1 protein-coding gene is annotated in these 18,726 nt (G+C 57.6%); it reads left to right on the top strand.

Going from position 1 to position 18,726, the window contains the following annotated elements; all coding sequences use genetic code 11:
* The first annotated feature begins 267 nt into the window (after positions 1-267).
* Complete coding sequence (locus tag TX24_RS00055) at positions 268-18,582, top strand: retention module-containing protein (protein WP_057709487.1); 18,315 nt, start codon at positions 268-270, stop codon at positions 18,580-18,582.
* The last annotated feature ends 144 nt before the right edge of the window (positions 18,583-18,726 follow it).

The following is an 18,726-nucleotide window of genomic DNA, read 5'->3' as shown; positions in this document are numbered from 1 at the left end:
CGTAATGACCGTACGTCGGAAAGTTCGAAAAGCGGAACTGCTTCACACATGTAGGACGGTTCGCCGCATAAATATCAATGTGACATTACTAGGGCGATTGTTTAGGATGGCGACCATAAGGTCAATAGTTTGGCACAAACTAGATAGCTAAAAAATCCAGCCAAATATTTGACGTCAATGCATTTATAGACTACGCCCCCAGATTGGCAGCGCTAATAGCGCGCTGCGAAATGGATTTGTCGAAACGGATCGCCGGAGAAAATTTTAATGAGCAGTGTTGTTGCCACCGTCAAAAGCATTGTTGGTCAAGTTTTCGTAATTTCTCCGGAAGGTACTCGTCGCGTCCTCATTGAAGGTGATCGCTTGTTCGCGGGCGACCAGATCGACACCGGTATGTCGGGCGCCGTGAGCCTGGAGCTGGCCGACGGTCGCATCCTGGACCTGGGCCGTGACACCCAGTGGAGCGCCGATATGCCGGACTCCACCACCGACCTGGCGGCGGCCAGCGAGCAAGCCGCGCCATCGGTGGCCGAGTTGCAACAAGCCATCGCCGCCGGCGCTGACCCGACCACCGACCTGGAAGCCACCGCAGCTGGCGCAAACGCTGCCGGTAACGGTGCCGCCGGGGGTGGCCATAGCTTCGTGGTGCTGGATGCGACCGCCGGCCGTGTAGACCCGACCATCGGCTTCCCCACCGCCCCTATCGGCCAAGGCACTTCAGCACTCAACGCCCTGAGCGGAGCACCAGGCTCGGCGGACTCGGGCAACCAAGTGCTGCAGCCTTCGACCTTGACCCTGAGCGCGACGCCAACCATCACCGAAGCGGGCGGCGTGCTGACCTACACCGCCACCGTGACCCGGCCTTCCACCAGCGATCTGACCGTCACTTTGACCAATGGCGCGGTGATTACCATCCCGTCGGGCCAGTTGACCGGCACCGTGAATGTACCTCTGGCCCCTAATGACAGCCCGTACATCGACCCGGGCCAGATCAGCGTCGGCGTTACCGGTACCACCGGCGGCGGCAACCTGGTATTGACCATCGACCCTAACCCGGCCGTGACGCAGATCACCGATACCATCGACACCACCACGGTCACTCTGACCGCTGGCTCGACCGTAACCGAAGGTGGCCAGATCACCTACACCGCCACGCTGACCAACCCGGCACAAACCCCGGTGAACGTCACCTTGAGCAATGGCTCGGTGATCACCATCAAGGCTGGCGAGTCGACAGGTACCGTTGTGGTCGATACTCCGGCTAACGACGTCTATAACAACGGTTCGACCGTCAGCACCACCATTACCGGTGCAACCGGCGGCAACTTTGAAAACCTGGTACCGAGCACTACGCCGGCAGTCACCACCATTACCGATTCGGTCGACACCACCACCGTTACCCTGACAGCCGACGGCAGCGTGACCGAAGGCGGGCAGATCACTTACACCGCCACCCTGACCAACCCGGCGCAGACCCCGGTGAATGTCACCTTGAGCAATGGCTCGGTGATCACCATCAAGGCGGGTGAGTCGACCGGCACCGTTGTGGTCGATACTCCGGCCAACGACGTTTACAACAACGGTTCGACCGTCAGCACCACCATCACTGGTGCAACCGGCGGCAACTTTGAAAACCTGGTACCGAGCACCACGCCTGCGATCACCACCATTACCGATTCGGTCGACACCACCACCGTTACCCTCACAGCCAACGGCAACGTGACCGAAGGCGGCCAGATCACCTACACCGCCACCCTCACCAATCCGGCACAAACCCCGGTGAACGTCACCTTGAGCAATGGCTCGGTGATCACCATCAAGGCGGGCGAGTCGACCGGCACCGTTGTGGTCGATACTCCGGCCAACGACGTTTACAACAACGGTTCGACCGTCAGCACCACTATCACCGGCGCAACCGGCGGCAACTTTGAAAACCTGGTACCGAGCACCACGCCGGCAGTCACCACCATTACTGATTCGATCGATGCCACCACGGTCACCCTGACCGCAGGTTCGACCGTGACCGAAGGCGGTCAGATCACCTACACCGCCACGCTGACCAACCCGGCACAAACCCCGGTGAACGTCACCTTGAGCAATGGCTCGGTGATCACTATCAAGGCCGGCGAGTCCGTCGGCAGCGTGGTCGTAGACACGGCGCCCAACGATGTCTATGTCAACGGCAGCACGGTCAGCACCACCATTACCAGCGCGACTGGCGGCAATTTTGAAAGCCTGGTGCCGAGTACCACACCGGCAGTCACCACGATCACCGATTCGATCGACACCACCACCGTGACGTTGACTGCGCCGACCGAGGCGAATGAGGGCGGGCAAATTACGTACACCGCTACGCTTTCCAACAAGGCGGGGACCGACGTTACGTTGAAGCTGGATAACGGTTCTTCGATCACGATCAAGGCAGGCGACACTGTTGGCACCGTGACCGTGCCTGCGCCGACTGATGACGTGTTTATCGACAAGAGCACCCAGACAGTCAAGATCACCGAGACTACTGGCGGCAACTTCGAGAAGCTGGAAATTGCAGGCAACGGTGCGACCACCACCATCAACGACACTATCGATAAGGTCGATGTGGTTCTGACTGCCACCACCACCGTCGGCGAAGGCGGCACTATCGTTTACACCGCCAGCCTTGTGGATAAAAACGGTGCGCCGGTGACTAACATCACCAACCCGCTCACCGTTACGCTGGATAACGGTCAGACCATCACCATTGGTGTGAATCAGTCGAGTGGCACCGTTACCAACGTCGCCCCGGATGATGTCTACAAAGGCGACCAGACCGTCACTACTGCTATCAGCGGCGTGACCGGTGGCGAGCACTTTGAAAATCTGGTTCCAGGTACCGATAAAGCCACTACAACTGTAACGGACACTCCGGGCACCGATAACACCACCACTGTGACACTGACCGCCCCCTCTGAAGCAAATGAAGGTGGCCAGATCACCTATACCGCGACCTTGAGCAATAAGGCCGGTACTGACGTCACGTTGAAGTTGGATAACGGCTCAAGCATCACCATCAAGGCTGGCGATACTGTCGGCACCGTGACCGTGCCTGCACCGACTGATGACGTGTTCATCGACAAGAGCACGCAGACCGTTCAGATCACCGAAACCACAGGTGGCAACTTCGAAAAACTGGAAGTTGCGGGCAACGGTGCGACTACCACGTTCAACGACACCATCGATAAGGTCGATGTAGTTCTGACTGCCACCACCACCGTCGGCGAAGGCGGCACTATCGTTTACACCGCCAGCCTTGTGGATAAAAACGGTACACCGGTGACTAACATCACCAACCCGCTCACCGTTACGCTGGATAACGGTCAGACCATCACCATCGGTGTGAATCAGTCGAGTGGCACCGTTACCACGGTAGCGCCGGATGACGTCTACAAGGGCGACCAGACCGTCACCACCGCTATCAAGGGTGTGACCGGTGGCGAGCACTTTGAGAACCTGGTGCCTGGCACCGATAAAGTCACCACGACTGTGACGGACACTCCGGGCACCGATAACACTACTACCGTTACACTAACGGCTCCGTCCGAAGCAAACGAAGGTGGCCAGATCACCTACACCGCGACCTTGAGCAACAAGGCCGGTACTGACGTCACCCTGAAGTTGGATAACGGTTCTTCGATCACGATCAAAGCTGGCGACACCGTCGGCACCGTAACCGTCCCTGCGCCTACCGATGACGTGTTCATCGATAAGAGCACCCAGACCGTTCAGATCACCGAGACCACGGGCGGCAACTTCGAGAAGTTAGAAGTTGCAGGCAACGGTGCGACCACCACCATCAACGACACCATCGATAAGGTCGATGTGGTCCTGACCGCCACGACTACCGTGGGTGAAGGCGGCACTATCGTTTACACCGCCAGCCTTGTGGATAAAAACGGCGCGCCAGTAACCAACATTACTAACCCGCTGACCGTGACTCTGGATAACGGCCAAACCATCACCATTGGTGTGAATGAATCCAGCGCTAGCGTTTCGGTCCTTGCACCGGATGACGTCTACAAGGGCGACCAGACCGTCACCACCGCTATCAAGGGTGTGACTGGCGGCGAGCACTTCGAGAATTTGGTTCCAGGGACCGATAAAGTCACTACAACTGTGACTGACACACCGGGTACCGATAACACTACGACTGTCACGTTGACCGCGCCAAACGCAGTGAACGAAGGTGGCCAGATCACCTACACCGCGACCTTGAGTAATAAGGCCGGCACCGACGTCACGCTGAAACTCGACAACGGTTCGTCGATCACCATCAAGGCGGGCGACACTGTCGGCACCGTAACCGTCCCTGCGCCTACCGATGACGTGTTCATCGATAAGAGCACCCAGACCGTCAAGATCACTGACACTTCCGGCGGTAACTTCGAAAAACTCGAAGTTGCTGGTAACGGCGCAACCACCACGATCAACGACACCATCGACAAGGTCGATGTGGTCCTGACCGCCACGACTACCGTGGGTGAAGGCGGCAATATCGTTTACACCGCCAGCCTTGTGGATAAAAACGGCGCACCGGTGACTAACATCACCAACCCGCTCACCGTCACCCTGGATAACGGCCAAACCATCACCATTGGTGTGAACCAGTCCAGCGGCACTGTTTCCGTCTTGGCGCCGGATGATGTGTACAAGGGCGACCAAACTGTCACCACTGCCATCAAAGGCGTGACGGGCGGCGAACATTTCGAGAACCTGGTTCCTGGCACTACGCCAGTGAACACCACTGTCACCGATAACCCAGGCACCGACAACACCACCACCGTGACGCTGACGGCTCCGACCGAGGCGAATGAGGGTGGGCAGATCACGTACACCGCTACGCTTTCCAATAAAGCGGGCACTGATGTAACGCTGAAATTGGATAACGGCTCGTCGATCACCATCAAAGCCGGCGAAACCATTGGCACCGTGACAGTACCTGCCCCTACCGATGACGTGTTTATCGATAAGAGCACGCAAACCGTCCAGATCACCGAAACCACTGGCGGCAACTTCGAGAAGTTAGAAGTCGCGGGTAGCGGCGCAACCACCACAATCAACGACACCATCGACAAGGTTGATGTGGTCCTGACGGCGACTACTACCGTTGGCGAAGGCGGCAACATCGTCTACACCGCCAGCCTTGTGGATAAAAACGGCGCCCCGGTGACTAACATCACCAACCCGCTCACCGTCACTCTGGATAACGGCCAAACCATCACCATTGGTGTGAACCAGTCCAGCGGCACTGTTTCCGTCTTGGCGCCGGATGATGTGTACAAGGGCGACCAAACTGTCACCACTGCCATCAAAGGCGTGACGGGCGGCGAACATTTCGAGAACCTGGTTCCTGGCACTACGCCAGTGAACACCACTGTCACCGATAACCCAGGCACCGACAACACCACCACCGTGACGCTGACGGCTCCGACCGAGGCGAATGAGGGTGGGCAGATCACGTACACCGCTACGCTTTCCAACAAAGCGGGCACTGATGTAACGCTGAAATTGGATAACGGCTCGTCGATCACCATCAAAGCCGGCGAAACCATTGGCACCGTGACAGTACCTGCCCCTACCGATGACGTGTTTATCGATAAGAGCACGCAAACCGTCCAGATCACCGAAACCACTGGCGGCAACTTCGAGAAGTTAGAAGTCGCGGGTAACGGCGCAACCACCACGATCAACGACACCATCGACAAGGTCGATGTGGTCCTGACGGCGACTACTACCGTTGGCGAAGGCGGCAACATCGTCTACACCGCCAGCCTTGTGGATAAAAACGGCGCCCCGGTGACTAACATCACCAACCCGCTCACCGTCACTCTGGATAACGGCCAAACCATCACCATTGGTGTGAACCAGTCCAGCGGCACTGTTTCCGTCTTGGCGCCGGATGATGTGTACAAGGGCGACCAAACTGTCACCACTGCCATCAAAGGCGTGACGGGCGGCGAACATTTCGAGAACCTGGTTCCTGGCACGACGGCGGTGAACACCACCGTCACTGACACACCGGGTACCGATAACACTACGACTGTCACGCTCACTGCGCCAAACGCAGTGAGCGAAGGTGGCCAGATCACCTACACCGCAACTTTGAGCAACAAGGCCGGTACTGACGTCACCCTGAAGCTGGATAACGGTTCGTCGATCACCATCAAGGCTGGGGACACTGTTGGCACTGTAACCGTGCCTGCGCCTACCGATGACGTGTTCATCGACAAGAGCACCCAAACCGTCAAGATCACCGAGACCACGGGCGGCAACTTCGAGAAGTTAGAAGTTGCAGGCAATGGCGCAACCACCACCATCAACGACACCATCGACAAAGTCGATGTGGTCCTGACCGCCACGACTACCGTGGGTGAAGGCGGCAATATCGTTTACACCGCCAGCCTTGTGGATAAAAACGGCGCACCGGTGACTAACATCACCAACCCGCTCACCGTCACCCTGGATAACGGCCAAACCATCACCATTGGTGTGAATGAATCCAGCGCTAGCGTGTCGGTTCTTGCACCGGATGATGTGTACAAAGGCGACCAGACCGTCACTACCGCCATCCAAGGTGTGACTGGCGGCGAGCACTTCGAGAATTTGGTTCCAGGGACCGATAATGTCACTACAACTGTAACTGACACACCGGGTACCGATAACACTACGACTGTCACGTTGACTGCGCCAAACGCAGTGAGCGAAGGTGGCCAGATCACCTACACCGCGACCTTGAGCAACAAGGCCGGTACTGACGTCACCCTGAAGCTGGATAACGGTTCTTCGATCACTATCAAAGCTGGCGACACCGTCGGCACCGTGACCGTGCCTGCACCTACCGATGACGTGTTCATCGACAAGAGCACCCAAACCGTCAAGATCACCGAAACCACTGGCGGCAACTTCGAAAAACTCGAAGTAGCAGGCGACGGTGCAACCACCACGATCAACGACACCATCGATAAAGTCGATTTGGTCCTGACCGCCACCACTACCGTTGGTGAAGGCGGCAACATCGTCTACACCGCCAGCCTTGTGGATAAAAACGGCGCGCCGGTGACTAACATCACCAACCCGCTGACCGTCACTTTGGATAACGGTAAAACCATCACCATCGGCGTAAACCAATCGAGCGGTAGCGTTTCGGTTCTTGCTCCTGATGACGTGTACAAGGGCGATCAAACCGTCACCACCGCCATCAAGGGCGTCACTGGCGGCGAGCACTTTGAAAACCTGGTTCCTGGCACGACGGCAGTAAACACCACCGTTACGGACACACCGGGTACCGATAACACCACCACCGTTACGCTGACCGCGCCAAGTGCCGTTAACGAAGGTGGCCAGATCACCTACACCGCGACCTTGAGCAATAAGGCCGGTACCGACGTCACGCTGAAACTCGACAACGGGTCAAACATCACCATCAAAGCTGGCGAGACCGTCGGCACCGTGACCGTGCCTGCACCTACCGATGATGTGTTCATCGATAAGAGCACGCAGACCGTCCAGATCACCGAAACCACTGGCGGCAACTTCGAAAAACTGGAAGTTGCAGGCAACGGCGCAACGACCACGATCAACGACACCATCGACAAAGTCGATGTGGTCCTGACCGCCACGACTACCGTGGGTGAAGGCGGCAATATCGTTTACACCGCCAGCCTTGTGGATAAAAACGGCGCACCGGTGACCAACATCACCAACCCGTTGACCGTCACCCTGGATAACGGCCAAACCATCACCATTGGTGTGAACCAGTCCAGCGGCACTGTTTCGGTCTTGGCACCGGATGATGTGTACAAGGGCGACCAAACTGTCACCACCGCTATCAAAGGCGTGACCGGCGGCGAACACTTTGAAAATCTGGTACCGGGTACCACGGCGGTGAACACCACCGTTACCGATACCCCTGGTACTGACAACACCACGACGGTCACGCTAACCGCGCCTAGCGCAGTGAACGAGGGTGGCCAGATCACCTACACCGCGACCTTGAGCAACAAGGCCGGTACTGACGTCACCCTGAAGCTGGATAACGGTTCTTCGATCACTATCAAAGCTGGCGACACCGTCGGCACCGTGACCGTGCCTGCACCTACCGATGACGTGTTCATCGACAAGAGCACCCAAACCGTCAAGATCACCGAGACCACGGGCGGCAACTTCGAGAAGTTAGAAGTTGCAGGCAATGGCGCAACCACCACCATCAACGACACCATCGATAAAGTCGACGTGGTTCTGACCGCCACGACTACCGTGGGCGAAGGCGGCAATATCGTTTACACCGCCAGCCTTGTGGATAAAAACGGCGCGCCAGTAACCAACATTACTAACCCACTAACTGTCACTCTAGACAATGGCGAAACCATCACCATCGGTGTGAACCAGTCTAGCGGCTCCATCACCACTATCGCGCCAAACGACGTCTACAAAGGCGATCAAACTGTCACCACTGCGATCAAGGGTGTGACTGGCGGCGAGCATTTTGAAAACCTGGTACCGGGTACCTCGGCGGTGAACACCACCGTCACCGATACTCCCGGCACTGACAACACCACGACGGTGACGCTGACTGCACCAAGTGCAGTGAACGAAGGTGGTCAAATTACGTACACCGCAACGCTTTCCAACAAAGCGGGCACTGACGTCACTTTGAAGTTGGATAACGGCTCTTCGATCACTATCAAAGCTGGCGACACCGTCGGCACCGTGACCGTCCCTGCACCTACCGATGACGTGTTCATCGACAAGAGCACCCAGACCGTCAAGATCACCGAGACCACGGGCGGCAACTTCGAAAAACTGGAAGTTGCAGGCAACGGTGCGACCACCACCATCAACGACACTATCGACAAAGTTGATGTGGTCCTGACCGCCACTACCACCGTTGGCGAAGGCGGCAACATCGTCTACACCGCCAGCCTTGTGGATAAGAACGGCGCACCGGTGACCAACATCACCAACCCGTTGACCGTGACTTTGGATAACGGCCAGACCATCACCATTGGCGTAAACCAGACTAGCGGTAGCGTTTCGGTTCTTGCTCCTGATGATGTCTATAAAGGCGATCAAACCGTCACCACCGCTATCAAGGGTGTTACCGGCGGCGAGCACTTCGAAAATCTGGTTCCAGGTACTACCCCGGTTAACACCACCGTTACTGATACACCGGGCACCGATAACACCACTACCGTTACGCTGACAGCTCCGACCGAAGCGAATGAGGGTGGCCAGATCACCTACACCGCGACCTTGAGCAATAAGGCCGGTACCGACGTCACGCTGAAGTTGGATAACGGCTCTTCGATCACCATCAAGGCTGGCGACACGGTTGGCACTGTGACCGTGCCCGCGCCTACCGATGACGTGTTCATCGATAAGAGCACCCAGACCGTCAAGATCACCGACGCTTCCGGCGGCAACTTCGAAAAACTCGAAGTAGCAGGCGACGGTGCAACCACCACGATCAACGACACCATCGATAAAGTCGATTTGGTCCTGACCGCCACCACTACCGTTGGTGAAGGCGGCAACATCGTCTACACCGCCAGCCTTGTGGATAAGAACGGCGCACCGGTGACCAACATCACCAACCCGTTGACCGTGACTTTGGATAACGGCCAGACCATCACCATTGGCGTAAACCAATCGAGCGGTAGCGTTTCGGTTCTTGCTCCTGATGATGTCTATAAAGGCGATCAAACCGTCACCACCGCTATCAAAGGCGTAACCGGCGGCGAGCATTTCGAGAATCTGGTCCCTGGCACTACCGCGGTGAACACCACCGTTACGGACACACCGGGTACCGATAACACCACCACGGTTACGCTGACTGCGCCAAGTGCCGTTAACGAAGGCGGCCAGATCACCTACACCGCGACCTTGAGCAACAAGGCCGGTACTGACGTCACCCTGAAGCTGGATAACGGTTCTTCGATCACCATCAAAGCTGGCGACACCGTCGGCACCGTGACCGTGCCTGCACCTACCGATGACGTGTTCATCGACAAGAGCACCCAAACCGTCAAGATCACCGAGACCACGGGCGGCAACTTCGAGAAGTTAGAAGTTGCAGGCAATGGCGCAACCACCACCATCAACGACACCATCGATAAAGTCGACGTGGTTCTGACCGCCACGACTACCGTGGGTGAAGGCGGCAACATCGTCTACACCGCCAGCCTTGTGGATAAAAACGGCGCACCGGTGACCAACATCACCAACCCGCTCACCGTGACATTGGATAACGGCAAAACCATCACTATCGGTGTTAACGAATCGAGCGCTAGCGTTTCGGTTATTGCTCCTGATGATGTGTACAAAGGCGACCAAACTGTCACCACCGCTATCAAGGGTGTGACCGGCGGCGAGCACTTTGAAAATCTGGTTCCAGGTACTACCCCGGTTAACACCACCGTTACGGACACACCGGGTACCGATAACACCACCACCGTTACGCTGACAGCGCCAAGTGCCGTTAACGAAGGTGGGCAGATTACGTACACCGCAACGCTTTCCAATAAAGCGGGCACTGATGTCACGCTGAAGTTAGATAACGGCTCTTCGATCACTATCAAAGCTGGCGAAACCGTCGGCACCGTGACTGTGCCTGCGCCTACCGATGACGTGTTTATCGATAAGAGCACCCAGACCGTCAAGATCACCGAAACCACTGGCGGCAACTTCGAAAAACTCGAAGTGGCAGGAAACGGCGCAACCACCACGATCAACGACACCATCGACAAAGTCGATGTGGTCCTGACCGCCACTACCACCGTCGGCGAAGGCGGCAATATCGTCTACACCGCCAGCCTTGTGGATAAGAACGGCGCACCGGTGACTAACATCACCAGCCCGCTGACCGTCACGTTGGATAACGGTAAAACCATCACCATCGGCGTAAACCAATCGAGCGGTAACGTTTCGGTTCTTGCTCCTGATGATGTGTACAAGGGCGATCAAACCGTTACCACCGCTATCAAAGGCGTGACCGGCGGCGAGCATTTCGAAAACCTGGTCCCTGGCACTACAGCGGTGAACACCACCGTTACGGACACACCGGGTACCGATAACACCACCACGGTTACGCTGACTGCGCCAAGTGCCGTTAACGAAGGCGGCCAGATCACGTACACCGCGACCTTGAGCAATAAGGCCGGCACCGACGTCACGCTGAAACTCGACAATGGTTCAAGCATCACCATCAAGGCTGGCGACACTGTTGGCACCGTGACCGTGCCTGCCCCTACCGATGACGTGTTCATCGACAAGAGCAGCCAGACCGTCCAGATCACCGAGACCACCGGCGGCAACTTCGAAAAACTCGAAGTGGCAGGCAACGGCGCAACCACCACCATCAACGACACGATCGACAAAGTTGATGTGGTCCTGACCGCGACCACCACCGTTGGCGAAGGCGGCAATATCGTTTACACCGCCAGCCTTGTGGATAAAAACGGCGCACCGGTGACTAACATCACCAGCCCGCTGACCGTCACTTTGGATAACGGTAAAACCATCACCATCGGCGTAAACCAATCGAGCGGTAACGTTTCGGTTCTTGCTCCGGATGATGTCTATAAAGGCGATCAAACCGTCACCAACGCAATCAAAGGCGTAACCGGCGGCGAGCATTTCGAGAATCTGGTCCCTGGCACTACCGCGGTGAACACCACCGTTACGGACACACCGGGTACCGATAACACCACCACCGTTACGCTGACAGCGCCAAGTGCCGTTAACGAAGGTGGTCAGATCACCTACACCGCAACCTTGAGCAACAAGGCCGGTACTGACGTCACCTTGAAGCTGGATAACGGCTCTTCGATCACTATCAAAGCTGGCGAAACCGTCGGCACCGTGACTGTGCCTGCGCCTACCGATGACGTGTTTATCGATAAGAGCACCCAGACCGTCAAGATCACCGAAACCACTGGCGGCAACTTCGAAAAACTCGAAGTGGCAGGAAACGGCGCAACCACCACGATCAACGACACCATCGACAAAGTCGATGTGGTCCTGACCGCCACTACCACCGTCGGCGAAGGCGGCAATATCGTCTACACCGCCAGCCTTGTGGATAAGAACGGCGCACCGGTGACCAACATCACCAATCCGCTGACCGTGACATTGGATAACGGCCAGACCATCACTATTGGCGTAAACCAGTCGAGCGGTTCTATCACCACCATCGCGCCAGACGATGTCTACAAAGGCGACCAGACCGTCACTACCGCCATCAAAGGCGTGACCGGCGGCGAGCACTTTGAAAATCTGGTTCCAGGTACTACCCCGGTTAATACCACCGTTACGGATACACCAGGCACTGACAACACCACTACGGTGACGCTGACCGCTCCGGCCGAGGCAAACGAAGGTGGGCAGATCACGTACACCGCCACGCTTTCCAACAAAGCGGGCACTGACGTAACGCTGAAACTCGACAACGGTTCTTCGATCACCATCAAGGCTGGCGACACTGTTGGCACTGTGACTGTGCCCGCTCCAAGCGATGACGTGTTCATCGATAAAAGTACCCAGACCGTCAAGATTACTGACGCTTCCGGCGGCAACTTCGAAAAACTCGAAGTCGCAGGTAACGGCGCAACGACCACGATCAACGACACCATCGACAAGGTGGATGTAGTTCTAACTGCTACCACTACCGTCGGCGAAGGCGGCAACATCGTCTACACCGCCAGCCTTGTGGATAAGAACGGCGCGCCGGTGACCAACATCACCAACCCGCTGACCGTGACATTGGATAACGGTAAAACCATCACCATCGGCGTAAACCAATCGAGCGGTAGCGTTTCGGTTCTTGCTCCTGATGATGTGTACAAGGGCGACCAAACTGTCACCACCGCTATAAAGGGTGTGACCGGCGGCGAGCATTTCGAGAACCTGGTGCCTGGCACTACGGCAGTGAACACCACTGTCACCGATACCCCCGGTACCGACAACACCACCACTGTGACGCTGACAGCGCCAAGTGCCGTTAACGAAGGTGGTCAGATCACTTACACCGCGACCTTGAGCAACAAGGCCGGTACTGACGTCACCTTGAAGCTGGATAACGGCTCTTCGATCACCATCAAAGCTGGCGAGACCGTCGGTACTGTGACCGTGCCTGCGCCTACCGATGACGTGTTCATCGATAAGAGCACTCAGACCGTCAAGATCACCGACGCTTCGGGCGGTAACTTCGAAAAACTGGAAGTTGCAGGCAGCGGCGCGACCACTACGATCAACGACACTATCGACAAGGTCGATGTGGTCCTGACCGCCACCACCACCGTCGGCGAAGGCGGCAACATCGTTTACACCGCCAGCCTCGTGGATAAAAACGGCGCACCGGTGACCAACATCACCAATCCGCTGACCGTGACCCTGGATAACGGCAAGACCATCACCATCGGCGTAAACCAATCGAGCGGTAGCGTTTCGGTTCTTGCTCCGGATGATGTGTACAAGGGCGACCAAACTGTCACCACCGCTATCAAGGGTGTGACCGGCGGCGAGCACTTTGAAAATCTGGTTCCAGGTACTACCCCGGTTAACACCACCGTTACGGACACACCGGGTACCGATAACACCACCACCGTTACGCTGACAGCGCCAAGTGCCGTTAACGAAGGTGGGCAGATTACGTACACCGCAACGCTTTCCAATAAAGCGGGCACTGATGTCACGCTGAAGTTAGATAACGGTTCGTCGATCACCATCAAGGCCGGCGAAACCGTCGGCACCGTGACTGTCCCTGCGCCTACCGATGACGTGTTTATCGATAAGAGCACGCAGACCGTCAAGATCACCGAGACCACTGGCGGCAACTTCGAAAAACTCGAAGTGGCAGGCAATGGCGCAACCACCACGATCAACGACACCATCGACAAAGTCGATGTGGTCCTGACCGCCACTACCACCGTCGGCGAAGGCGGCAACATCGTCTACACCGCCAGCCTTGTGGATAAGAACGGCGCACCGGTGACCAACATCACCAATCCGCTGACCGTGACCCTGGATAACGGCAAGACCATCACCATCGGTGTGAATCAGTCGAGCGGTTCCATCACCACCGTAGCGCCAAACGACGTCTACAAAGGCGACCAAACCGTCACCACCGCCATCAAAGGCGTGACCGGCGGCGAGCACTTCGAGAACCTGGTGCCGGGCACGACGGCGGTGAACACCACCGTCACCGACACACCAGGCTCCACCGACCTGACCACCGTTACCCTGACTGCCCCGACCGCGGTCAACGAAGGCGGCCAGATCACCTACACCGCCACCTTGAGCAACAAGGCCGGTAGCGACATGCTGGTCCAGCTCGACAACGGTTCGAGCATCACTATCAAGCAAGGTGAGACCGTGGGCACGGTGACCGTCCCGGCGCCTACCGATGACGTGTTCATCGACAAGAGCACCCAGACCGTCAAGATCACCGGCACCACCGGCGGCAATTTCGAGGGCGTGACCATCACACCTGCGGGCGCCACGACCACCATCAACGACACCATCGATGACGTGACCGTGGTACTCAAGGCCACTGGCTCGGTCAGCGAAGGCGGGCAGATCGTGTACACCGCGTCCCTGGTCGACAAGAACGGTGTGGCGGTGAACAACGTTGGCTCAGACCTGGTCGTCAAGCTGGATAACGGCTCGACCATTACCATCGGCAATGGCAAGTCCACCAGCTTCACCACCGCCACCGCACCTAACGATGCGTATGTCGGCGCCAATGACGTCACCACTAAAATCACGGGTGTGGTCAGCGGTGGCGACAAGTACGAACACTTGATCGTCGACGGCAGCACCGTGGTTACCAAAGTGACCGATGTGGTCAGCAACACCACCATCAGCATTACCGGCGATGCGTCGGTGACTGAAGGCGGTACGGCGCACTACACGCTGACCCTGAGCAACCCGCCGCAAACCGACGTGACCGTGACGCTCAAGTACAGCGGCACCGCTACCGACGGTTCAGACTTCAATGGCGTGTACACCGTGAAGATTCCGGCAGGCTCCAGCAGCGTACCGTTTGATATCCGCACGCTCGACGACAAGATCACCGAGCCGACGGAAAATATCGTCATCACCATCGACAAGACCACTGGCGGCAACTTCGAAAACCTGGTGGTCGGCAATGGCAGTGTTACCACCAACATCATCGACAATGATGCGCCGCCGGTCATCGATCTGGATGCCAACAACTCCAGCGGCGCCAGCGGTGCGGACTTCAAGACCACCTTCACCGAAGGCGGCACCGGTGTGTCAATTGCTGACACTGACATTAAGATCACCGACCCGGACAGCACCCAACTGACCGGCGCCACCGTGGTATTGACCAACAGCCAGCCAGGCGACTCGCTGAACTTCAGCGGCGTGAGCGGCATCACCGTGACCCCGACTACCGACCCTGTGACCGGTAAAATCACCTTGACCCTGACCGGGACGGCGTCGCTGGCCGACTACATGCAGCAGATCAAGAACATCACGTTCACCAACAACAGCCACGACCCGAGCACCACGCCGCGCACCATCACCGTGACGGTGACCGATGGCGGCAACTACTCCAACGTGGCTACCACCACCGTCAACGTGGTAGCAGTCAACGATGCACCAGTGGCCACTGGCGGTGCCGTGACCGGTACGGAAGACACCGCGCTGGCCCTGACCTGGGCCAACTTCGGCGTGAGCGATGTGGACTCGCCACAAGCCAGCCTCGGGGTGAAAATCACCGAGCTGCCGGTAGCCGGCAAGCTGCAATACCTGGCGGCGGACGGCAGCACCTGGACCAACGTGACCAGCGGCCAGACCTTTACCAAGGCTCAGATCGATGGCGGCCAACTGCGCTTTACGCCGAACGCCAACGAGTCCGGCGCCGACGGTTATGGCGGCACTGGCGTGGGTAACAAGCAGGCGGATTACGCGCAGTTCAAGTTCCAACCAACCGATGGCAAGGACCTGGGTACCAGCGCCACGGTGAAAGTCGATATCACGCCGGTAGCCGACGCGCCGACCCTGAGCGTGGCAGACAACAACGTTGCCTCCACCGGCCTGGTCAAACAGGGCTGGAACAGCATTGCCGGCCTCGGCAACAACGGCAACGGCGCTGCACCGGACGTGCTGAAAAAAGCCATCGATAACGCGGGCACGCCGAACAACACCTCGGTGGTGACCAACGTCGAGTCTGTCGACAACGTCGCCGCCGGCTCTGGCTCAAAAATCTCCGGCCTGATCTACATGGAAGCCGGCAAGAGCTACACCTTCAGCGGCATCGCCGATGACAGCGTGGTGGTCAACGTTGGCGGTAAAGACGTTGCCAGCGGTTTGTGGGGCACCAACAGCGGCAAGTTCAGCGGCTCGTTCACGCCAACCACCACCGGTTACTACAGCCTTGAGATCTACCAGGCCAACCAGGCGGGCCCAGGCAGCTTCGACGTTAACCTGTCGATCAACGGCGGGGCGGTGCAGAACCTGAGCACCAGCACCGTGCCGTTGTACACCGGCCTTACCGACCTGACCAACGCCGGCGTCACCGTATCCGACCTGCATGGCAGCAACGGTGACGGTTACTACGTGGGCTACAAGCTCAACGAAGGCCAGGAGAACGGGACGGTCAAACTGTCCAAGGTCACCACCGCGCTGACCGACACCGACGGCTCCGAAACCCTGAGCGTGAAGATCAGCGGCATTCCGGCAGGCTCGGTGCTTACCGACGCATCGGGGCACACCTTTACTGCGGGTAAAACCGTGGGCGAAGTGAATGTCACCGGCTGGGACCTGAACACGCTGAGCATCAAGCCGCCGACCTACTACAGCGGCCAGTTCAACCTGACAGTCACCTCGACTTCCACCGAGAGCATCGGCGGTTCAGCGACCACCACCGCGCAATTGCCCGTCACGGTGCATCCGGCGACCTACAATTCGGTCACCGGCACCTCGGGCAGCGACACCATCAATGGCAGCGATGGCAACGACATCGTCGTGGCCGACATCGCCGGCCTGAACGTGGTGCAGGGCAAGAACTACAACATCGCGTTCATGATCGATACATCGGGCAGTATGGGTGCGGACTCGATAGCAGCGGCAAAAACCTCGCTGACTACCACGTTCAACTCGCTGAAAAACAGTATCGGCGCCAGCACCTCCGGCACTGTGAATATCTTCCTGGCGGATTTCAGCGACCAGGTCAATCGCACGGTGACAGTCAACCTGAAAGACCCAGGTGCATTGGACTCGCTGCAGAAAGTCCTGGACTCCATGGTGTCTACCGGCGGGACCAACTACGAAGACGTGTTCAAGGCCGCGTCCAACTTCTTCAAAAGTGCCCAGGCGACTGGCAACACTGGCGCTATTAATACAACGTACTTCATCACCGATGGTCAGCCGACGTTTTACCAAGCGTCCGAGCAGACCAACCCGTACTTGTACGGCAACGTCAGGCTCGATGATGTCGTCACCATGAACAACTACACCATAGGTACCGCCACCCGGATCAACATCGATTCGAATAACTACCTTGATATCAACTCTGCCGGCAAGGTGACCCTCTGGTCTTACGGCTGGGGATACAACAAGGGAATCATCCACGCCCAAGGGGATGGCACCTATGAAATATCGGTGCAAGGCGGCCTCGGATACGATACCGACTACTCCACCACCCTCAACTCCAACAGCGCGTTCGCACTGCTTAAAGGTCTGTCCACAGGTGGCGTAGAAGCCATCGGCCTCAATAGTGGGGTCAGCTTGAATCAGCTGGCACCGTACGACAGCGATGGCAAGCCACAGGCCAACATCGATCCGAAGGACCTCGCCAACGCTATCCTCGGCCACACCGAGGCGACGTTGCCGGGCGCGGACACCGTCAGCGGTGGCGACGGCAACGACATCCTGTTCGGCGACCTGGTGAGTTTCAGCGGGATCAATGGCGAGGGTTACAACGCACTGCAGGCCTTTGTCGCACAGAAGACCGGCGTGGCTGTCTCGGCAGTGACTGCCTCTAACGTTCACCAGTACGTCACCGAGCACTATGTGGACTTCGACGTCTCCGGCGCCAAGGATGCCAACGACACGCTGCTGGGCGGCGCTGGCGATGACATCCTGTTCGGCCAGGGCGGCAACGACACGCTCGACGGTGGCAAAGGCAATGACATCCTGCTGGGTGGCACGGGTAACGACACGTTGATTGGCGGCCAGGGCAACGACATCCTGATCGGTGGCTCGGGGGCCGACACCTTTGTGTGGAAGTCTGGCGACATCGGCAACGATGTGATCAAGGACTTCAAGGCCTCGGAAGGCGACCGCATCGATCTGCGCGATTTGTTGAAAGGTGAAACCGACAGCACCATCGACAACTACCTCAAGATCACCACGGTAGACGGCGTGTCGACCCTGCAAGTGAGCAGTGAAGGCAAGCTCAACGCCGCCGGTGGCTTGGCCAATGCCGATGTGACGATCAAGCTGGAAGGCAACGACTGGTCCCACACCAGCATCAACTCGCTGATCAGTGGTGCCGACCCGACCATCAAGATCGACCACACTTAAGACACGATTAATCGGCCGCCCTTTCAGGCGGCCGTTTTTTTTGGCCTGCGGGTGGCTGGCCCTGGCGGACGGGGCATCGCATACTCACGCCCATACACGCCGCGTTGACCTATGCTGTTGAACGCCTGTGGCGCATTTTCGAGG

The organism is Pseudomonas lactis, assembly GCF_001439845.1.
Taxonomy (GTDB): Bacteria; Pseudomonadota; Gammaproteobacteria; order Pseudomonadales; family Pseudomonadaceae; genus Aquipseudomonas; species Aquipseudomonas lactis.
The sequence above is the reverse complement of the archived record's forward strand: the minus strand, read 5'-3'. Positions and strand labels throughout refer to the sequence as shown.

Excerpts from the sequence above, each read along its gene's own strand:
- TX24_RS00055 (WP_057709487.1), top strand. The coding sequence starts at position 268 with ATGAGCAGTGTTGTTGCCACCGTCAAAAGCATTGTTGGTCAAGTTTTC.